Source organism: Pseudomonas sp. CH61, assembly GCF_059429415.1.
In genome coordinates this window covers 5,161,243-5,180,535 of sequence record NZ_CM182098.1, presented here as the reverse complement: position 1 = coordinate 5,180,535, position 19,293 = coordinate 5,161,243, and the positions used below count along the sequence as shown (strand labels likewise).

General features: G+C 59.6%; 16 protein-coding genes. 6 read left to right on the top strand and 10 right to left on the bottom strand.

Annotated elements, in window-relative coordinates:
- Positions 1–96 precede the first annotated feature (96 nt).
- From AC5SEM_RS23320 to AC5SEM_RS23310, 3 genes are all read left to right on the top strand, one after another.
- Positions 97–1,386, top strand: coding sequence for a GGDEF domain-containing protein (locus tag AC5SEM_RS23320; RefSeq protein WP_077574791.1), 1,290 nt, complete (start codon positions 97–99; stop codon positions 1,384–1,386).
- A gap of 90 nt (positions 1,387–1,476) precedes the next feature.
- Entirely contained in the window at positions 1,477–3,273 is a 1,797-nt protein-coding gene (locus tag AC5SEM_RS23315; RefSeq protein ID WP_495471365.1) for an acyl-CoA dehydrogenase C-terminal domain-containing protein, read from the top strand.
- 211 nt (positions 3,274–3,484) lie between these two features.
- Complete coding sequence (locus tag AC5SEM_RS23310; RefSeq protein ID WP_495471364.1) at positions 3,485–5,263, top strand: acyl-CoA dehydrogenase C-terminal domain-containing protein; 1,779 nt, start codon at positions 3,485–3,487, stop codon at positions 5,261–5,263.
- A gap of 227 nt (positions 5,264–5,490) precedes the next feature.
- Here the strand turns inward: AC5SEM_RS23310 and AC5SEM_RS23305 are convergent, their stop codons facing one another.
- Positions 5,491–6,405: a LysR family transcriptional regulator gene (locus AC5SEM_RS23305; protein WP_077574788.1), complete on the bottom strand. Its 915-nt coding sequence runs from the start codon at positions 6,403–6,405 to the stop codon at positions 5,491–5,493.
- Positions 6,406–6,574: 169 nt separating this feature from the next.
- On the opposite strand from AC5SEM_RS23305, the gene AC5SEM_RS23300 reads away from it, so the two are divergent.
- From AC5SEM_RS23300 to AC5SEM_RS23290, 3 genes are all read left to right on the top strand, one after another.
- Positions 6,575–7,858 carry an aspartate aminotransferase family protein gene (locus AC5SEM_RS23300; protein ID WP_495471363.1) on the top strand — a complete coding sequence of 428 codons (1,284 nt, stop codon included), beginning with the start codon at positions 6,575–6,577 and terminating at the stop codon, positions 7,856–7,858.
- A 267-nt stretch (positions 7,859–8,125) separates the two neighbouring features.
- On the top strand, positions 8,126–8,446 hold the full coding sequence (locus AC5SEM_RS23295) for a helix-turn-helix domain-containing protein (protein WP_102900121.1): 321 nt from the start codon (positions 8,126–8,128) through the stop codon (positions 8,444–8,446).
- 109 nt (positions 8,447–8,555) lie between these two features.
- Positions 8,556–8,714, top strand: coding sequence for a YqaE/Pmp3 family membrane protein (locus tag AC5SEM_RS23290; RefSeq protein WP_003228885.1), 159 nt, complete (start codon positions 8,556–8,558; stop codon positions 8,712–8,714).
- A 129-nt stretch (positions 8,715–8,843) separates the two neighbouring features.
- Here AC5SEM_RS23290 and AC5SEM_RS23285 read toward each other — a convergent pair whose 3' ends face one another.
- The 9 genes from AC5SEM_RS23285 to AC5SEM_RS23245 form a co-directional block, all read right to left on the bottom strand.
- On the bottom strand, positions 8,844–10,655 hold the full coding sequence (locus AC5SEM_RS23285) for a S9 family peptidase (protein WP_137217369.1): 1,812 nt from the start codon (positions 10,653–10,655) through the stop codon (positions 8,844–8,846).
- Positions 10,621–11,760 (bottom strand): pyrroloquinoline quinone biosynthesis protein PqqE, encoded by a 1,140-nt coding sequence (pqqE, locus tag AC5SEM_RS23280; RefSeq protein ID WP_218959291.1) that lies wholly within the window; start codon positions 11,758–11,760, stop codon positions 10,621–10,623. The genes AC5SEM_RS23285 and pqqE overlap by 35 nt, the downstream gene beginning before the upstream one ends.
- Positions 11,753–12,028: a pyrroloquinoline quinone biosynthesis peptide chaperone PqqD gene (gene pqqD / locus AC5SEM_RS23275; RefSeq protein ID WP_495471362.1), complete on the bottom strand. Its 276-nt coding sequence runs from the start codon at positions 12,026–12,028 to the stop codon at positions 11,753–11,755. Before pqqD ends, pqqE begins: the two co-directional genes overlap by 8 nt.
- Positions 12,025–12,777 (bottom strand): pyrroloquinoline-quinone synthase PqqC, encoded by a 753-nt coding sequence (pqqC, locus tag AC5SEM_RS23270; protein WP_495471361.1) that lies wholly within the window; start codon positions 12,775–12,777, stop codon positions 12,025–12,027. The genes pqqD and pqqC overlap by 4 nt, the downstream gene beginning before the upstream one ends.
- Before the next feature lie 140 nt (positions 12,778–12,917).
- Entirely contained in the window at positions 12,918–13,829 is a 912-nt protein-coding gene (gene pqqB / locus AC5SEM_RS23265; RefSeq protein ID WP_495471360.1) for a pyrroloquinoline quinone biosynthesis protein PqqB, read from the bottom strand.
- 81 nt (positions 13,830–13,910) lie between these two features.
- Entirely contained in the window at positions 13,911–13,985 is a 75-nt protein-coding gene (gene pqqA, locus AC5SEM_RS23260; protein WP_003422658.1) for a pyrroloquinoline quinone precursor peptide PqqA, read from the bottom strand.
- 156 nt (positions 13,986–14,141) lie between these two features.
- Positions 14,142–16,556 (bottom strand): pyrroloquinoline quinone biosynthesis protein PqqF, encoded by a 2,415-nt coding sequence (gene pqqF / locus AC5SEM_RS23255; protein ID WP_495471359.1) that lies wholly within the window; start codon positions 16,554–16,556, stop codon positions 14,142–14,144.
- 38 nt (positions 16,557–16,594) lie between these two features.
- Entirely contained in the window at positions 16,595–17,389 is a 795-nt protein-coding gene (locus tag AC5SEM_RS23250) for a carbon-nitrogen hydrolase family protein (RefSeq protein ID WP_495471358.1), read from the bottom strand.
- A gap of 12 nt (positions 17,390–17,401) precedes the next feature.
- Positions 17,402–19,084: a flavin monoamine oxidase family protein gene (locus AC5SEM_RS23245; protein ID WP_495471357.1), complete on the bottom strand. Its 1,683-nt coding sequence runs from the start codon at positions 19,082–19,084 to the stop codon at positions 17,402–17,404.
- Between the last annotated feature and the right edge of the window lie 209 nt (positions 19,085–19,293).

The following is a 19,293-nucleotide window of genomic DNA, read 5'->3' as shown; positions in this document are numbered from 1 at the left end:
AGAGACAGTGTGTGATCTGGATCACATTGTGTGGGCTTGGCTGCACTTTGCAGGCACAATGCCATCTCTTTGATATGACGGGTCGGAGCTTTACCCTTGCCGCGTTCTTCCGCTGTACGTTTCAGCCATTTCCTACCTTCACTGCTGTTGTTACTAGCGGGGTTGGCGGCTGCGTACGTCAAAGACCTCAGCGTGTTCTTCACTTCGCTGTTCAACGTGTTGCCGACCTTGGTGCTGTTGCTGGGCGGCGCGTATTGCGCGGTTTACCGACGTCAGCGCGAACTGTTTCTGATGCTCACGGTGTACATCGCCTACTTCTTGCTCGATACCCAGACCGATTATTACCGCGACAACGGCAAGGTCCGCGAAGACGCTGCGGTGGTCTTCCACCTCGTCTGTTTGCTGCTGCCGTTGTTGTTTGGGCTGTTTGCGGCGTGGCAGGAGCGCACGCATCTGTTCCAGGACATGGTTGCGCGCTTCGCCGTGTTGCTGGCTTTTGGCAGTGTGGCGTTGGGCCTGGAGCAAAGTTATCCGCAGGCGTTGCTGATCTGGCTGTCGGAGATCCGCTGGCCGGCGCTGCACGGCGCGTGGATGAGCCTGATCCAGCTGTCCTATCCGGTGTTTATCTCGGCATTCCTGTTGCTCGCCTGGCAATACTGGCGCAATCCGCGCCCATTGCACGCGGCGCAACTGGTCGGCTTGCTCGGCGTGTTCTGGATGCTGCCGAAAACCTTCATCCTGCCGTTTACCCTGAACATCATGTGCAGCCAAGTGATGTTGATGATTGCCGCCGCCGTTGCGCACGAGGCTTATCAAATGGCCTTCCGCGACGAACTCACCGGTCTGCCGGGCCGTCGCGCGCTCAATGAACGTATGCAACGCCTCGGTCGCAACTATGTATTGGCGATGAGCGACGTCGATCACTTCAAGAAATTCAACGACACCCACGGCCACGACGTCGGTGACCAGGTGCTGCGCCTGGTCGCCAGCAAACTGTCGAAAATCAGCGGTGGCGGTAGGGCTTATCGCTATGGCGGTGAGGAATTTGCCTTGGTATTTGCAGGCAAAACCCTTGAGGAGTGCATGCCGCATCTTGAGGTGATCCGTGAGTCGATTGCTTCCTACAGCATTCAACTGCGCAATCAGGAAAACCGGCCGCAGGATGACCAGCAAGGTCGTCAGCGCCGGGCCGGTTCCGGTGCCTCTAGCGTTTCGGTGACGGTGAGCATCGGCGTCGCCGAACGAGTGGAACAACGCAATCCGGAACAAGTGCTGAAGTCCGCCGACGAAGCGCTATACGCCGCTAAAGGCGCGGGGCGTAACTGCGTGGTTGCATTCGGCCAGAACCGCCGCGGCGCGGTGCGCATGGACACGGCCGCAGGTTGAGTGATGACGGCGCATTCAGCGCCTGCACAATGATTGTCGGGCGTGGTGGCCAGCAGTAGGTTGGAGCAATCTGCTGACGGAGAAGCCACCATGCCTGAGTACAAAGCTCCCCTGCGCGACATGCGCTTTCTGATCGACCACGTCTTCGACTTCCACGCCAATTACGCCGCTCTCGGCGCGCACGACGCCAGCCCGGACATGATCAACGCGATCCTCGAAGAGGGCGCGAAGTTCTGCGAGAACGTTCTGGCGCCGCTCAATCGCAGCGGCGACGAAGAGGGCTGCCATTTCGACAATGGTGTGGTGACAACGCCTACAGGCTTCAAGCAAGCCTTCGCACAATACGTGGAAGGCGGCTGGCACGGTCTGGCCGCAGACCCGTCCTACGGCGGCCAGGGCCTGCCGAGTTCGCTGGGGCTGGTGATCAGCGAAATGGTCGGCTCCAGCAACACCTCCTGGGGCATGTACCCGGGGCTGACCCACGGTGCGATGTCGGCGATCCATGCCCACGGCAGCGCCGAGCAGAAAGAGACTTATCTGAGCAAACTCACCGCCGGGCAATGGACCGGCACCATGTGCCTGACCGAAGCCCATTGCGGCACCGACCTGGGCATCATCAAGACCCGCGCCGTGCCTCAGGCTGACGGCAGTTATGCGGTCACCGGCAGCAAGATTTTCATCTCTGCCGGCGAGCACGACATGAGCGACAACATCATCCATCTGGTGCTGGCCAAACTGCCGGACGCGCCGGCCGGGACCAAAGGCATTTCGCTGTTTATCGTGCCGAAGTTCTTGCCAGATACGGCGGGCGAAGCGGGCGAGCGCAACGGCGTGTCCTGCGGTTCGATCGAGCACAAGATGGGCATCAAGGCTTCGGCCACTTGCGTGCTCAACTTCGATGGCGCCAAGGGCTATCTGATCGGCGAGCCGAACAAGGGCCTCAACTGCATGTTCACCATGATGAACCATGCCCGCCTCGGTACCGGCATGCAGGGTTTGTGTCTGGGCGAAGCGAGTTTTCAGGGCGCGATCAAATACGCCAACGACCGCTTGCAGATGCGTTCGCTGACCGGTGCCAAAGCCCCGGACAAAGCGGCGGATCCGATCATCGTCCATCCGGATGTGCGGCGCATGTTGCTGACCATGAAAGCCTTCAACGAAGGCAACCGCGCGCTGACTTACTTCACTGCACAATTGCTCGATACCGCGCATCTGAGCAGCGATGCCGACGCGCGTCAGGAGTCCGAAGATCTGTTGGCCTTCCTCACGCCGATCTGCAAGGCGTTCATGACCGACACCGGGCTGGAAGTGACTAACCATGGCATGCAGGTGTTTGGCGGCCACGGCTTCATTCGTGAATGGGGCATGGAGCAACTGGTGCGCGACTGTCGGATCGCGCCGATCTACGAAGGTACCAACGGCATTCAGGCGCTGGATCTGCTGGGTCGCAAGGTGCTGGGCAGTCAGGGCAAGTTGCTGCGCGGGTTTACCAAAATCGTCCATAAGTTCTGCGCGGCCAACACTGAGCACCCGCAACTGGGCAGTTTCGTTGCGCAACTCAATGAGTTGAACCAGCAGTGGGGCGACCTGACCATGAAGGTTGGGATGGCGGCGATGAAGAACCCGGATGAGGTGGGCGCGGCGTCTGTGGATTATCTGATGTACAGCGGTTACATCATTCTCGGTTATCTGTGGTTGCGTATGGCATTGGTGGCGCAGGCGCAACTGGAGGCGGGCGAGGGTGAGGCGGATTACCTGCGCGGGAAGTTGGCGACGTGCGAGTTTTACTTCAAGCGTTTGTTGCCGCGTACGGCAGCGCATCGGGCGGCGATTGAGGCGGGGAGTGATTGTTTGATGAAGTTGCCTGCTGAACTGTTTGCGCTTTAAGGAAGATCAAAAGATCGCAGCCTTCGGCAGCTCCTACATAGGATCGCGTTTTACCTGTAGGCGCTGGCGTAGGCTGCGATCTTTTTTGGTGACTAAAAATAACAAAACAGTCACCGGTTGACCCTATGTGTCGCAAAAGTTGTTGAGGTACACTCCGGCTCAACGAAAACACCCTTCCACGAATCACCGTTTAGATCTTGCGAGGTTTGCCATGGCTGACTACAAAGCGCCGCTGCGCGATATGCGCTTCGTCCTCAATGAAGTGTTCGAGGTCGCCAAACTCTGGGCCGAACTGCCGGCACTGGCCGAGACCGTCGACGCCGAAACCGTTGAAGCCATTCTCGAAGAGGCCGGCAAGGTCACCAGCAAAAGCATCGCGCCATTGAGCCGTGCGGCTGACGAAGAAGGCTGCCACTGGGCCGACGGTGCCGTCACCACTCCAGCCGGTTTCCCACAGGCTTATAAGACTTATGCCGAAGGCGGCTGGGTTGGCGTCGGTGGCGATCCGCAATACGGCGGCATGGGCATGCCCAAAGCCGTGTCGGCGCAGGTTGAAGAAATGGTCAACTCCGCCAGCCTGTCCTTCGGTCTGTACCCGATGCTGACCGCCGGCGCCTGCCTGTCGATCAACGCCCACGCCAGCGAAGAGCTGAAAGCCGCGTACCTGCCGAACATGTACGCCGGCGTCTGGGCTGGTTCGATGTGCCTGACCGAGCCGCACGCTGGCACCGACCTGGGGATCATCCGCACCAAGGCCGAGCCTCAGGCCGACGGTTCCTACAAGGTCAGCGGCACCAAGATCTTCATCACCGGTGGCGAACACGACCTCACCGAAAACATCATTCACCTGGTGCTGGCGAAACTGCCGGACGCCCCAGCCGGTCCGAAAGGTATTTCGCTGTTCCTGGTGCCGAAGTTCATGGTCAATGCCGACGGCAGCCTGGGCGCACGCAACCCGGCGAACTGCGGTTCGATCGAACACAAAATGGGTATCCAGGCCTCCGCGACCTGCGTGATGAACTTCGACGAAGCCGTGGGTTATCTGGTCGGCGAGCCTAACAAAGGCCTGGCCGCGATGTTCACCATGATGAACTACGAGCGTCTCGGTGTTGGCATTCAAGGCCTGGCGACTGGCGAGCGTTCGTATCAGAACGCTGTTGAATACGCCCGCGACCGTCTGCAAAGCCGTTCGCCAACCGGCGCGCAAAACAAAGACAAAGTCGCTGACCCGATCATCGTCCACCCGGACGTGCGGCGCATGCTGCTGACCATGAAAGCCTCGAACGAGGGCGGTCGTGCATTCTCCACCTACGTGGCAATGCAACTCGACACCGCCAAGTTCAGCGAAGACGCCACCACCCGCAAACGTGCGGAAGATCTGGTTGCACTGCTGACGCCGGTGGCCAAGGCGTTCCTCACCGATCTGGGTCTGGAAACCACCGTGCACGGCCAGCAGATTTTCGGCGGCCACGGCTATATCCGCGAGTGGGGTCAGGAGCAACTGGTGCGTGACGTGCGCATTACCCAGATCTACGAAGGCACCAACGGTATTCAGGCACTGGACCTGGTCGGGCGCAAGATCGTCGGCAGCGGCGGCGCGTTCTACCAACTGTTCGCCGACGAGATCCGCCACTTCACCGCCACCGCGAGTGCCGATCTGGGCGAATTCACCAAGCCGCTGAACGATGCCGTCGGCACCCTCGACGAGCTGACCTCATGGTTGCTGGACCGGGCGAAAACCAACCCGAACGAAATCGGCGCGGCGTCGGTCGAATATCTGCAAGCGTTTGGATACGTGTCCTACGCCTACATGTGGGCATTGATGGCCAAAGCCTCACTGGGCAAAGAAGCGCAGGACGATTTCTATGCCAGCAAGCTTGGCACTGCGCGCTTCTATTTCGCCCGTTTGCTGCCGCGCATTCACTCGTTGAGCGCGTCAGTGAAGGCTGGCAGCGAGTCGCTGTTCCTGCTGGATGCGGCGCAATTCTGATGCGATAACGTCATGTAAGCATTTGCTTACATGACGTGCTGCTGTTCTCCCATAGGCGTAGATTGGATCCACGGCTAATCTACATTTCATGGACGTCGCGCAGGAAGCGCAAAGCAACAACACGGACACGTAGGATTCTGCCAGGGTGGCGGAGTGAAATGGATGTCAGGGAAACAGTCTGCAAAGCCCCGCTTCGGCGGGGTTTTCTTTTGCCTGCAGAAAAGTAGTCAGGCCAACGGATCCAGCGCCGGTTTCACTTCGCGCTCCATCACTTCTTCCAGCAACGTCTGCAAAAGCGCCAAAGGCGCCTGCTGGCGCTGCACATCGCGACAGACCAAGCCCACTTTCAGCGGCACCCGCGGTTCACTCAGCGGTTTCCAGAGCAGATCCTGATCGTCGTACTCCTTTTGCGAGCGCCCCGGCAGAACCGTCGCCAGTTTGGTATGCGGCAGACTGTCGAGAATCCCCACCATATTGTTCAGCTCTGCCTGCACCTGTGGACGTCGCCCCAGAGCGGTCAGTTGCGCCTGCCAGATCTGGCGGATCTGAAACTCTTCACCCAGCAGCAACATGGGCAGTTCGGCGGCCTGGCGCATCGAGACTTTCTTGAATTCGCGCAATGGGTGGTCCGCCGGGATCACCAGCGTCAGTTCATCTTCGTAGAGCATTACGCCGTGCAGACCCGGTTGGCGCGGCGGCAGATAACTAATGCCGATGTCCAATGAACCGTTGAGCAGGCGCCGCTCGATCTCAAGTCCGGTCAATTCATAAATCTGCACCACCAGATGCGGCTGCGCCTTGCGCACCCGCTCAAGCATTTGCGGCACCAGACTGGTGTGAACCGTTTGCAGCACGCCGATCGCCAGCGTGCGCAAGGCCTGTCCTTTGAAATTCCCCAACGCCTCGCGCGCCCGTTGCAAACCATCAAGCAGCGGCAGGGCATGGTTGTACAAAGTGTGAGCGGCGAGGGTCGGCAGCAAGCGCTTGCTGCTGCGCTCGAACAGGGTTACGTCGAGGTTCTGTTCGAGCTGGCGGATCTGCTGCGAGAGCGCCGGTTGCGAGATCGAAAGACGCTCCGCCGCCCGGCCAACATGGCCTTCTTCGTAGACCGCGACGAAATAACGCAGTTGTTTGAAATCCATAAGTAATGCTTATCGAAAATGCTGGTAAATCGAAATGGCCCGCAAGCCTCGGTGAGCCTAGTCTAACCGCATTCACAAGGCTTACAGGGCCAGAAAGCGCGATGAATAGCGTTCGCTTCGACAGTGTTTGCATAGGCAGTTCAAAACACCCTAAACGAGGTGTTTTTCAATGAATCTGTTCAGTTTGCGGCGTCAGACGCCGAGTCTTGATGACCTCGCCTTTGAGACCGACTCTTCTGAGATCAACGAAAATCTGAGCACCGCGCGCCTGATGCCCAGCGTTGAACGGCCGCAACAGGTGTTTGTTCGTGGTCAGGGTTCTTGGTTGTGGGACAGCAATGATCGCGCGTATCTCGACTTTTCCCAGGCTGGTGGCGCCAACAGCCTTGGTCACAGTCCTTCTGCTTTGGTCAAAGCGATTGCCAACCAGGCGCAGGCGCTGATCAATCCCGGTTTCAATCTGCATAATCGCGGCATGCTCAGCCTTGCCGAGCGTCTGTGCGCCGCTACCTCCAGCGATCAGGCCTACCTGCTCAACAGCGGCAGCGAAGCCTGTGAAGCGGCGATCAAACTGGCGCGCAAATGGGGCCAACTGCATCGCGGCGGCGCCTCGCGGATTATCGTTGCGAAGCAGGGTTGTCATGGTCGCAGCCTGGCGACGATTTCCGCCTCCGACAGCTGCAACCTGCCCAACCGGTTTGCGCCGTTGCTGCCGGGTTTCGATCCGGTGCCGTTTAACGATTTGTCGGCCCTGCACGCGGCGGTCGACGCGCAAACTGTAGCGATCATGCTGGAGCCGATCCAGAGCGACGCCGGCGTTGTGCCGGCGACCGAGCATTACCTCAAAGGTGTCGAACGACTGTGCCGCGAATTGGGCATTCTGCTGATTCTCGACGAAGTACAGACCGGCATCGGTCGCTGCGGCACCTTGCTCGCCGAACAATCCTACGGCGTGCGCGCCGATATCGTTGTGCTCGGCAAAGGGCTTGGCGGCGGTGTGCCGTTGGCGGCGCTGCTGGCGCGGGGCAAGGCCTGCTGTTTCGAGGCCGGCGAGCTCGGCGGTACGCATCACGGCAATGCATTGATGACGGCGGCCGGTCTGGTCGTGCTCGACAGCGTGCACGACCGCAGCTTCCTCCAGCAGATCAAAGATAACGGTCAGCACCTGCGTGAAGGTCTGGCCCGATTGGCACACCGCTACGACCACGGCGAACTGCGCGGCCAGGGCCTGTTCTACGGATTGACCCTGTCAGACGCTTCCGCCGAAGCCGTGGTCCACGCCGCACTGCATGAAGGCCTGCTGCTCAATGCCCCGCAAGCCAACTGCCTGCGCTTCACCCCGGCGCTCACCGTGAGCAAAACCAACATCGACGAAATGCTCCTGCGCCTGGGCCGCGCCTTTTCGCGAGTGCGCACCGCACAACTGCAATGCCGCAAAGGGATTGCCGTCTGAGCTGAAGTTTCCTACCCGATTTCCAGAACCGTCTCGCGGTATAACGCACGCCCCACGCCTGATTCTTTTGGCGTGGGGCGTTTTTTTGTGGCCGGGTTTTGCAGATGGTGTTTAGAGCTTGAGAGTTCGTCGTGCGAATGGTTTTTTAGAAAGTCCCTGCGACATCTGAATTGAAGGATTTATGAAAGTTAGCAAAAGCCTATGCTCAGCTGACCGAGCAGCAGATCCGGGATTTGTTGGCAATGAAGGAGTTTGTGGAGATATTTCATGAGTAAGAAATTCAAAAGTGAAGTTTTTGGATCGATACACGAATCAGCCAGCGCTCTACTGGCTGTCGGCGCAATCAGCAAGGCAACAATGCGGGAGTTTGATGAGTCGTGTCTGGCAACGGTTCCTGAAGCGATCCCGGCGGAACAGATCAAGGCTCTGCGCGAACGCAATAACGTTAGCCAGCCGGTATTCGCTCGCTACTTGAACACGAGCGCGTCGACAGTCAAACAATGGGAGTCGGGAGACAAACACCCGAGCGGAATGGCGCTGAAGTTACTGAGCATCGTGCAGAAGCACGGACTGCAAATTCTTGGCTGAGCTATCAGTTTGATACCGACACCGTGATTAGCACTGAACCCTGACGAGCGGCGCAGGTCGATTAGCTTGTATGGCTCAAGTGAGCCAACCCCCATACAGGAGCTGCCCCATGGATTTCATTCGCATCATCATCGCTATTCTGTTGCCACCACTGGGCGTGTTTCTGCAGGTCGGGTTTGGCGGGGCGTTCTGGTTGAACATTCTGCTGACGTTGTGCGGGTATATTCCGGGGATCGTGCATGCGGTGTATATCATCGCCAAGCGTTGAGTACTGCGGCACCTGATAGATAGCTTTCGCGAGCAGGCTCGCTCCCACAGGGGATTTGTGAACGACACAGATCCAATGTGGGAGCCTGCTCGCGAATGGGGCTGCGCGATTTCAACGGGGCCCCCCTGATCAGTCCGCCAACCCCATCACCCGCCGATAGAACTTCCACTCCTGCTCCAGTGCATGCGCCTGATTGGCCGCGCGGCGGAAGCCGTGGCGTTCGTCGGGGTAGTAATGCGCTTCGACCGCGATGCCGTTCTGCTCGAGTGCCGTGACCATGTCGCGGGTTTGTTGCGGGACAACCACGGCGTCCAGTTCTCCCTGAAAAAAGATTACCGGCACCCGGATGTTGCCTGCGTGCAGCAAGGGTGTGCGGGCGGCGTAGCGTTCGGCGTCCTGTTCGGGATCGCCGATCAGCCAGTCCAGATAATCACCCTCAAATTTGTGCGTTGCCCGAGCCAACGCAACCGGGTCGCTGACGCCGTACAAACTCGCTCCGGCGCGGAAAACCTGTTTGAACGCCAGCGCACATAATGTGGTGTAGCCGCCTGCGCTGCCGCCACGAATGAATGCGCGTTCACCGTCGATCAAACCCTGCTCGGCAAGATAGTTCACCACCGCACAAGCATCCTCGACATCCACTTCACCCCAGCTCAGATGCAAGGCCTGTCGATATTCCCGGCCATAACCGCTGCTGCCGCGATAGTTGAGATCGGCGACGGCGAAACCGCGTTGCGTCCAGTACTGAATGCGCGGATCAAGCATCGGGTAGCAGGCCGACGTCGGGCCTCCATGGATGAACACCACCAACGGTGGTTTCGTCTCGCCGCTCATGGCGGGATAGAAGAACCCGTGAGCTTGGCCCGAACCACTCGGGTAACGCAGGGTTTGCGGACGGCTGATGCGTTCAGCGGGCAGGGGAGCAACACCACCGGCCAGCACTTTCACTTCGCGGCTCGTTCGATCAATAGCGATGACCGCCGAAGGGCTGATCGGCGAGGCGGCGATGCAGTAGATAAATTGCGCATCCAAAGCCAAATGCCGGAAACGGCTGTAGTCACCGGTGAGGTCGTCATCGCCTAATGTCAGACGGCCGAAACCGCCTTCACTCCAACTGGCTAAAACCGAATTTTCAACAGGCAACCAAGTGCAGCCGCCCAGTTGCCACGGTGCCGGCGCGTGATCGGCTTGCGCAGCAGGTAATGGCTCCAAATCGTCGGAGGTCTCAGCCCACGGCTGCCAGAATCCACCACGATCGGTCAGGCAATACAGCTGACCTTCAGCATCAAATCGCGGCTGTTGAATGGATTCTTCAATCTCGGCGCCAGCAACGCATTGCGGTGAAGCGGATGCGCCGTCAGCCAAGCGTTCAGCCACCATCAACCGAGTCGATGTCCACGGCTGATGCGGCCGACTCCATTCGATCCAGGCCAAACGCTGGCCATCCGGGCTGAGTGTTGGCGCAGCATAAAAATCCGCGCCCTCAGCCAGCACATGTCGACGGCCATCAGCCAGATCAATCGCCACCAGCCGATGCTGATCCTGCTGTTCTTCAACCGCCAGCACTTGGCCGAAAGCAAAATGCACATCGCCATAACGGCACTCGCCCGAGGTCAATGCTTCCGGCTCGCCACCGAGCTTCTGGCGGTACAACTGCTGATCCGCCTCAGCGACGAAAACCACCCCATCCGGCGTCAGACAAAACGCGCCACCGCCATATTCGTACACCCGACTGCGCACGCTGAAGCCATCCGGCGTCAGACATTTCGCCACGCCGTCACGCCAATGCCAGATCCGGCACGCGGCATCTTCGGGGCGATATTCATTCCAGAACAGCCCATTGGCGCCGAGCTGCAGCTCGGCGAAGTCCATGCCGGCAGCGACGGCTTGCGAAGCGCTGAAAGGCTCAGCCCTTGGCGATGAGGCGTGAGTTTCGTTCATTGCGGAAGGCCAGTTGTTCGATGGTTTGAGTGGCGGTCTCGGCTTCTTCGCGGGCTTTGAGGATCACGCCGTGATGTTCGGACTTGCTGCACACAGGGTCAGCATTGCTCGCATCACCAGTGAGCATGAACGCCTGACAGCGGCAGCCGCCGAAGTCTTTTTCTTTCTCATCGCACGAGCGGCACGGCTCGGGCATCCAGTCGTAACCGCGAAAACGGTTGAAGCCGAACGAGTCGTACCAGATGTGCTGCATGCTGTGATCGCGCACATTGGGAAATTGCACCGGCATCTGCCGGGCGCCATGGCAGGGCAGGGCGGTGCCGTCCGGGGTGACCGTCAGAAAGATGCTGCCCCAGCCGTTCATGCAGGCTTTCGGGCGTTCTTCGTAGTAATCCGGGGTGACGAAAATCAGCTTGCATGGATGCCCTTCGGCTTCCAGTTTTGCGCGGTATTCGTTGGTGATGCGTTCGGCACGGACCAGTTGCTCTTTGGTCGGTAACAGGCCGACACGATTGAGCTGCGCCCATCCGTAGAACTGGCAGGTGGCGAGCTCGACGAAGTCGGCTTCCAGCGCGATGCACAGCTCGATGATGCGGTCGATCTTGTCGATGTTGTGCCGATGGGTGACGAAGTTCAGCACCATCGGATAGCCGTGGGCCTTCACCGCGCGGGCCATCTCCAGCTTCTGCGCGAAAGCCTTTTTCGAGCCAGCGAGCAGGTTGTTCACTTGCTCGTCACTGGCCTGAAAACTGATCTGGATGTGATCGAGGCCGGCCTTTTTGAAGTCGCTGATTTTCTGCTCAGTCAGACCGATGCCTGAGGTGATCAGGTTGGTGTAGAAACCCAATTGCCGCGCTTCATGAATCAGCTCGGCGAGATCCTGACGCACCAGCGGCTCACCACCGGAAAAGCCCAATTGCGCTGCGCCCATCTCCCGCGCTTCGCGGAACACCTTGATCCACTGCTCGGTGCTCAGCTCTTTGCCCTGCTCGGCGAAATCCAGTGGATTGGAGCAGTACGGGCATTGCAGCGGGCAGCGGTAGGTCAGCTCGGCGAGCAGCCACAGCGGCAGGCCGATCTCAGGCTTGGCCGGCAGATCAGGCAAGTTCGATCCAGTGCTGCGCACGGGCAACCTCCATGAATTGCTCGATGTCGTCACCGAGCTCGGGCACGCCGGGGAACTGCTCATCGAGTTTGGCAATAATCGCCGCAACGTCGCGCTCACCGTCGATCAAACCACCGATCAATGCGGCGCTGTCGTTGAGCTTGACCATGCCTTCCGGGTAAAGCAGCACATGGCCTTTTTGCGCCGGTTCGTACTGGAAGCGGTAGCCGGGACGCCAGGTCGGGACTTTGCTGCGGTCGAAACTCATAAGGTGATTCCTTTATGCCAGACCCGTTGTTCGGTGACGCTGTGGTACGGCGGGCGGTTCAGTTCGTAGGCCATGCTCATGGCATCGAGCATGCTCCAAAGAATGTCCAGTTTGAACTGGAGAATTTCCAGCATGCGCTCCTGACCTTCGCGCGTCTTGTAGTGCTCCAGCGTAATCGCCAGACCGTGCTCGACATCACGCCGTGCCTGACCGAGGCGGGTGCGGAAGTATTCGTAACCGGCCGGGTCGATCCACGGGTAATGCTGCGGCCAACTGTCGAGGCGCGATTGGTGGATCTGCGGCGCGAACAGTTCGGTCAACGAACTGCTGGCGGCTTCCTGCCAACTGGCGCGGCGGGCGAAGTTGACGTAGGCGTCGACGGCGAAACGCACGCCGGGCAGCACCAGTTCCTGGGAGCGCAGTTGATCCGGGTCGAGACCGACCGCTTGCCCGAGACGCAGCCAGGCTTCGATGCCGCCGTCTTCGCCGGGGGCGCCGTCGTGGTCGAGCAGGCGCTGGATCCACTCGCGGCGGATTTCCCGATCCGGGCAGTTGGCGAGGATCGCCGCGTCTTTCAGGGGGATGTTCACCTGATAGTAGAAGCGGTTGGCGACCCAGCCCTGAATCTGCTCGCGAGTGGCGCGGCCTTGGTACATCGCCACGTGATACGGGTGGTGGATGTGATAGTAGGCGCCTTTGGCGCGCAGGGCCGCTTCGAATTCGGTGGGGGACAGCGGGGTGTCGGTCATTGCGGTTCTCCGGGGAACAACCCTAGAAATAGCTGGTGTCTGTGCCGGCCTTATCGCGAGCAGGCTCACTCCTACAGGTGATCGCATTCCAATGTAGGAGTGAGCCTGCTCGCGATAGACCGCGCAGCGGTCTCAAATGCTTACAACACAATACTCATGCCGTCATACGCCACTTCAACATCCCGCCGCGCCAACTCGGCACGCTCCGGCGAATCTTCGTCGAGAATCGGGTTGGTGTTGTTGATGTGGATAAGCACTTTGCGCTGCTCAGGCAACTGCTCCAGCACTTCGAGCATGCCGCCAGGCCCGTTCTGTGCCAGATGGCCCATCTCGCGACCGGTGCGAGTGCCAACGCCACGGCGCTGCATCTCATCGTCATCCCACATCGTGCCGTCGACCAACAGGCAATCGCTGCCCGCCATGATCTCCAGCAACGGCGCATCGACCTTGCCCAGCCCTGGCGCGTAGAACAGCTTGCCGCCGGTGTTCAGGTCTTCAACGATCAAGCCGATGTTGTCGCCCGGGTGCGGATCAAAGCGATGCGGCGAGTACGGCGGCGCGGCGCTGCGCAATGGCAGGGGGGTGAAACGCAGGTTCGGGCACGCGGCCACGGTGAAGCTCTGGTCGAGTTCGATGCGGTTCCAGTTCAGCCCGCCGTTCCAGTGGGTGAGCATCTTGAACAGCGGAAAACCGGTGCTGAGGTCTTCGTGAACCATGTCCGTGCACCAGACCTGATGCGGGCAGCCTTCGCGCAGGCTGAGCAGACCGGTGGTGTGGTCGATCTGGCTGTCCATCAGGATGATCGCGCTGATGCCGGTGTCACGCAGAGCGCGGCCCGGTTGCATCGGGGCGAAGCTTTGCAGCTGCGCGCGGATGTCCGGCGAGGCGTTGCACAACACCCAGTTCACGCCGTCATCGGAAATCGCGATGGACGATTGGGTGCGGGCCTTGGCATTCAGGCTGCCGTCGCGAAAGCCTGCGCAGTTGACGCAGTTGCAGTTCCACTGCGGAAAACCGCCGCCAGCGGCCGAACCCAGAATCTGGACGAACATGAACGCTCCATCATTTCAACGCGGAAAATAAAACGCCCCGGCGAGCCGAGGCGTTGCACTGCAATTCTACGTAAGCAGAACTCAGCGGCTGGCGAAGTACATGGTGACTTCGAAGCCGATACGCAGGTCGGTGTAAGCCGGTTTTGTCCAGGACATGGTGTGTCTCCTCAGGGTGGGTGGGATAGCGCTGTCCATAGGTATAGTCCACGGCAGCGCAGAGATGTTCCAAATAGTTAGGCTGCTATGTTACTCAAAATTTCCAGACAAATGCCCGTGAATCTTTGAGAAAGCTCCTTGCAGCCTCGGTAATGATCAATTTGTCGCTCGCCATGGGGTTGCGGGCGCTTGATCGCTGGCGAGGCAGAGCCAGCCGCGGTCTGCGTTGATCAAACGCTGAGCAGCTGCGAGCAATGACTGGCGATCCAGTTGAAGGATGGCGGCGGTCAACTGCTCAAGATAATCCGACGAGTGGCCCGCGAGCTTTGCCTGCCAGAGCAGTTCGGCGGCGTCTTTGCTGGACAGATTGGTGTCGTCGAATTGATCGGCGAGGCTCTGGCGCTGTTGCTCGAAGCTCGACTCATCCATCTTTTCGACCAGCCTTGGCAGGCTTTCGAAAAACTGTTGAATGTGGTCAAGCAGTTCCACGGGTTGGGTGTTCGGGGATTGCACGCCGAACAGCATGGCCGTTTGGCCGTGAGTCTGGCGCAGTGCGCTGAATACCGCATAGCCCAATTGCAATTCGCCCCGCAGACGCTGATAGAACGGCGTCTGGCACACCTGCGCGAGGAGTCGCCATGCGGCTTCAACGGCAATGTCGCGGCTGGCAGTCGGGCAGCACAGCAGCAAGGCATGCTCGCTGGACGCGGTGTCGATGTGGCTCCAATGTTTGTGCGCAGCCACGGCTGTCGGCGCAGGTAACTGATTGTCCGGGATCCCGGGAATACGGCTCAGGGCCGGGCCCATGGCGGATTGCGTCTGCTGGTCAAGACCCAGAGCGAGGCCGTCCCAGCGTGAAGTTGTCCACAGGTGTTTGGCGTCGTCGCCGGTTTTGGCTGATTCCAGCACATGTTCCGGCAGTGCTTTGAGCAGTTGGCGGATGGGGATCAACGGCGCTTCCGGCTCATTGCGCGGCGAATCGGCGTCAATTTGCGTCAGAGATTTCAGCGCGTGCTCAAGGACGCTAGGCATTGGCTCTTTCAGGCCCGTGAGCTTCAGCAGCCATTGATTGCCAGAGGCGCTGAAACACAAATCGACCCCGGCTTGGCGCGCGTCCTGCTGAGTTTGCCGAAGACTGCGCTGCAACCTTGAGAGCAGATCAGCACTGGCGGCAGCCTCTACTTGCCAGCGCAGATAGATCGCACCCTCATCGCCAGTGTCTGGCAGCGCCTGGCTGAATTGCATCGGTGAACGCTCACGACGACCGCGTGAGCGATCCTGAGCGAACGTGCGCAGCCCCCGGTGGGCGCTGGTCTGGCCGCGAATCAGTCCGGCGTTGGCCAAGGGTTCGCTGGCGCGCAGGAATGGGTTGGCGGCAGGCAGGCGCCAGTGAGCGCTGAAGTTATCCACAGTGCCGATTTTGCCGAGGATGTGAACAAGGGCCTTAACGCCTGCCTCGGACAGGCCATTTTCCAACTGTTCACTGTCGAGTCGCGCCAACTGCAGCGCGCCGCTGACTTGCTGCTGGCGCTGAAGCAGAGTTGCGTATTCTTTGCGCAGTGGCGCCCAATCTTGTTGAGCAAAGAAACTCAGCCAATCCAGCACCTGCGCGCCAATGGCGTTTAACGATTCGGAAGCTGCGATGAACTCCAGATGCAGCAACGCTTGGCTGTCAAAGTGATAGACCGGCGCAGCTTTTAAACCATCAGCCAGATTCTGCTGCTGCAAATGCGCCAGTAACCCGCCGGGTTTGGCGCTGTTCATCCAATGGCAAAGAAACGCCAAAGCCTCGACAGAAGACTCAGGCAAGGCATCGAACGCAAACATCAGGTTGCCGCGTCGCTCACCGAGCTGTTGATAACTTTTTACCGCCAGCGGTATGGATGTCGCCTGCGCAACTTTATCCCCAACGGGCAAAACCGCCGCAAATTGTTCAGCCAGTGCTTTTAGTTCTGCAAGGCTCTGCGGTCCGACCAGGCTCAGGGTCATCTGCCCAGTTTGATAAAACTGCTGGTGGAAGTCCTTCAAGGCCTGTTGAAACGCAGGCTGTTCGACTTGCAGGCTGTCACGATTCCCTGCATGAAATCCGCGCAACGGATGCTCTGCCGGTAAACCTTCGTACACGGCAAACTGCTGCTGCGCCGCAGGATCCTGCGACCAAGCGATAAATTCCGCCTGCAACACTTCGCGTTCACGCAGCTGATCGTCCGGATTCATACGCGGCCTGGCGAGCATGTCTGACAAGCGCTCCAGCCCAGCGCTGAACGCTTGTGTCGGCAACTCAAAGAAAAAATCAGTGGTGCGTTCGCGGGTGCTGGCATTCACCTGACCACCATGACCTTGCACGTAGGCCATCAGCCCTTCGTCCGCCGGAAAACGCTCGGTGCCGAGAAACAGCAAATGCTCGAGAAAATGCGCCAGCCCCGGCCACGCCAGCGGCACGTCATGGCTACCGGCGGCCACGCGCAATGCAGCGGCGCTACGCTTCAGACCTGGCACATGACGCAGGGTCACGCGCAAGCCATTGGCCAGGGTTTCAGAGTGGGGGCGGGGGTGAGTCGGCGCAGGCATGGGCACTTCCAGAACAGTGAAGTGCCAATGCTAGCGGATTAGCGCTTGTTCAGCGCGCCGTAAAGCTCCGGGCGGCGGTCGCTGAGATAGCGATTGGCGGCGCGCGAATCGATCATTAGCTGCCGATCCAGTTCTCCGCTGATCAATGCTTCGTCGAGTCCGGCCTGAGCGATGCGGCTGCCATCCGGTGCGGCGAGGCTGCTTTGCCCGCAGTAGTGGATCTCGCCTTCGCTGCCGCAGTAGTTGGCGTAGGCCACATAGCACTGGTTTTCGAAGGCGCGCGAACGCACGGTGACATCGGCGACGAAATCGAACGGAATCATGTTCGCCGTCGGCACCAGAATCAGCTCGGCGCCGGCGAGCGCCAGACGGCGGGTGTTTTCCGGAAACTCGAGGTCGTAGCAGATCAGGAAGCCGAGTTTCCAGCCGTTGAGTTCGACGATGGGGAAATCATCATCGCCCGGGCTGAACATCGACCGGTCAAGATCACCAAACAGATGCGTCTTGCGGTAATTGCACAGGCGCTCACCGTTTGAATCAATCAACTGCACGGCGTTGTAAATCTGCCCGTCGGCGGTGCGCTCCGGATAGCCGTAAGCAATCGCCAGACCCGCAGCCTTGGCGATTCGCCCGATCTGCTGCGCCCATTCACCGTTGTAGACCTCGGCCAAGGTGCTGACCGCTTCGGCGCCGATGTTGTAGCCAGTCATGAACATCTCCGGCAGCACCAGCAGGTCGGCGCCCTTGGCCTCCATCGCCAGTTGATGCAGGCGTTGCAGGTTGGCGGCGGGGTCCAGGGGCAGCGGTGGACATTGGTAAAGGGCTACACGCATCAGGGATTCCTCTTACTCGGGCAGGGCGATAGGGCCGATGTCTTTGAACACATCACCCGGGCCCGGGTTCGCTTTATGTGTCGAACCGCCGAAATGCTTCATGATCCCCCACACCGCGTTGAGCGATGTTTGCACCGCGCCTTCGACCCAGGCCGGCGTCCACGAAACGTCGTCGCCGGCGATGAAAATCCCGCGTTGCTCGGCCGGCATGTCGTCCTGCATGAAGTGCGCGTACATGCGCTGGTTGTAGCGATAGTGGCCGGGCAGCGCACCTTTGAAGGCGCCGAGGAAGTACGGGTCGGCTTCCCACGACACGGTGATCGGGTCGCCGATGATCCGCGCGGCGATGTCGACTTTCGGATAGATCTTTTTCAACGCATTCAACGCCAGCTCAACGCGTTTTTCCACCGGATGCGGGAGCATCTTCAGCGCGTCACTCATCCACGAGTACGATAGGCAGATTACGCCCGGCTTGTCGTCGCCGTTGTCGAACAGATAGGTGCCACGGGTCAGGCGATCAGTGAGGGTCATGCTCATCAGGTCGCGACCGGTTTCCGGGTCCTTGTCCTTCCAGAACGGCCGGTCGACCATCACGAAAGTCTTCGACGACTGCATGTAGCGCGTGCGGTCGAGGGCCATCCACATCTTCTGCGAGAACAGGCTTTCGTCGCATTCGATCTGGGTGGTCAACAGCCAGCTCTGGCACGTGGTCAGCACGGCGGCGTATTCGCGGGTATCGCCGTTATTGTCGGTGACCGCGAAACGGCCATCTGGTGCATGGGCGATTTTCTTCACGCCAGAACGCGGCGCGCCACGGTGCAGGGATTTCAGGCTGGTGCCTTCGGGCCAGTGCACGCAGCGCTCCGGCACATGTCGCCAGATGCCTTGCGGTACTTGCTCGACGCCGCCAACCACCAGGTGTTGGTGATCGTCGCAGTTGGTCATCACCACGCGAAAGATTTCCAGCATCGAGTTAGGGAAATCCGAGTCCCAGCCGCCGGTGCCGAAACCGACCTGACCGAACACTTCGCGGTGATGGAATGACAGTTTGGCGAAGGCTTCGGAGGTGGCGACGAAGTCGTAGAAGGTGCGGTCGTCCCACAACGGCACAAGCGTGTTCCACAGCTCTTTCAGACGGGGTACATCGCGGTCGCGAATGGCTTGCTGGATATCGGCGAACTGCGAGCCGGCCTCCAGTGCATCCGCCCAAGCGTCAGCCACTTCCTGAAACAGCGCAGGAAGATCCGCCAGTTTCTGTGCGTAATGGGTTTTGCCTTCCAGGTCGATCACGGTGCTGCCGGAGGCCGGCGTCAGCGGGTTCGGGAAAGGTTTGGTCTCAAGGCCAAGCTTGTCGACGTAGTGATAAAACGCGGTGGAAGACACCGGGAAACGCATGCCGCCCAGTTCAGCGACGATGCCGTCAGTGCCGTTGAACGCTTGCGAGCGCAAACGACCGCCAAGCTTCGACGCCTCATAAACCACCGGTTTCAAACCGAGTTTCATCAGCTCATAGGCGGCCACCAGCCCGGCGATGCCCGCGCCGACAATCGCCACTTCGGCGCCGTGATTATGTTCAGGAATAGTGCCGAGACCGGCCGGGTGTTCGATCCAGTCGTCAAACGCGAACGGAAAGTCCGGGCCGAAAATGGTGACTGGTTTCTTACCGTCTGCAGGATGGCGATTGTTCTTGTTCATGGCTGACCTTGCTGGCGACCCGACGCGAATGCGCGTCTGAGTATAGGAAAAGATGCCAGCCATTCTAGGGAGCGTAGAACACGTTAATAAGACGCAAAGTGTCGTCGTTTTGCCAAATTAGCGATCAATATGACGAACGGATACTACACACCGATCAGAATGTGGGAGCGAGCCCGCTCGCGAAGAAGCCCTGAAACTCACCCGAGAAG

What these genes read in the sequence shown, in the direction of transcription:
- AC5SEM_RS23310 (WP_495471364.1), top strand. Translation starts at nt 3,485, where the DNA reads ATGGCTGACTACAAAGCGCCGCTGCGCGATATGCGCTTCGTCCTCAAT.
- AC5SEM_RS23250 (WP_495471358.1), bottom strand. Translation starts at nt 17,389, where the DNA reads ATGCGTGTAGCCCTTTACCAATGTCCACCGCTGCCCCTGGACCCCGCC.
- AC5SEM_RS23300 (WP_495471363.1), top strand. Translation starts at nt 6,575, where the DNA reads ATGAATCTGTTCAGTTTGCGGCGTCAGACGCCGAGTCTTGATGACCTC.
- AC5SEM_RS23295 (WP_102900121.1), top strand. Translation starts at nt 8,126, where the DNA reads ATGAGTAAGAAATTCAAAAGTGAAGTTTTTGGATCGATACACGAATCA.
- AC5SEM_RS23290 (WP_003228885.1), top strand. Translation starts at nt 8,556, where the DNA reads ATGGATTTCATTCGCATCATCATCGCTATTCTGTTGCCACCACTGGGC.
- AC5SEM_RS23245 (WP_495471357.1), bottom strand. Translation starts at nt 19,084, where the DNA reads ATGAACAAGAACAATCGCCATCCTGCAGACGGTAAGAAACCAGTCACC.
- AC5SEM_RS23285 (WP_137217369.1), bottom strand. Translation starts at nt 10,655, where the DNA reads ATGAACGAAACTCACGCCTCATCGCCAAGGGCTGAGCCTTTCAGCGCT.
- pqqF (WP_495471359.1), bottom strand. Translation starts at nt 16,556, where the DNA reads ATGCCTGCGCCGACTCACCCCCGCCCCCACTCTGAAACCCTGGCCAAT.
- pqqC (WP_495471361.1), bottom strand. Translation starts at nt 12,777, where the DNA reads ATGACCGACACCCCGCTGTCCCCCACCGAATTCGAAGCGGCCCTGCGC.
- pqqD (WP_495471362.1), bottom strand. Translation starts at nt 12,028, where the DNA reads ATGAGTTTCGACCGCAGCAAAGTCCCGACCTGGCGTCCCGGCTACCGC.
- pqqB (WP_495471360.1), bottom strand. Translation starts at nt 13,829, where the DNA reads ATGTTCGTCCAGATTCTGGGTTCGGCCGCTGGCGGCGGTTTTCCGCAG.
- AC5SEM_RS23305 (WP_077574788.1), bottom strand. Translation starts at nt 6,405, where the DNA reads ATGGATTTCAAACAACTGCGTTATTTCGTCGCGGTCTACGAAGAAGGC.
- AC5SEM_RS23315 (WP_495471365.1), top strand. Translation starts at nt 1,477, where the DNA reads ATGCCTGAGTACAAAGCTCCCCTGCGCGACATGCGCTTTCTGATCGAC.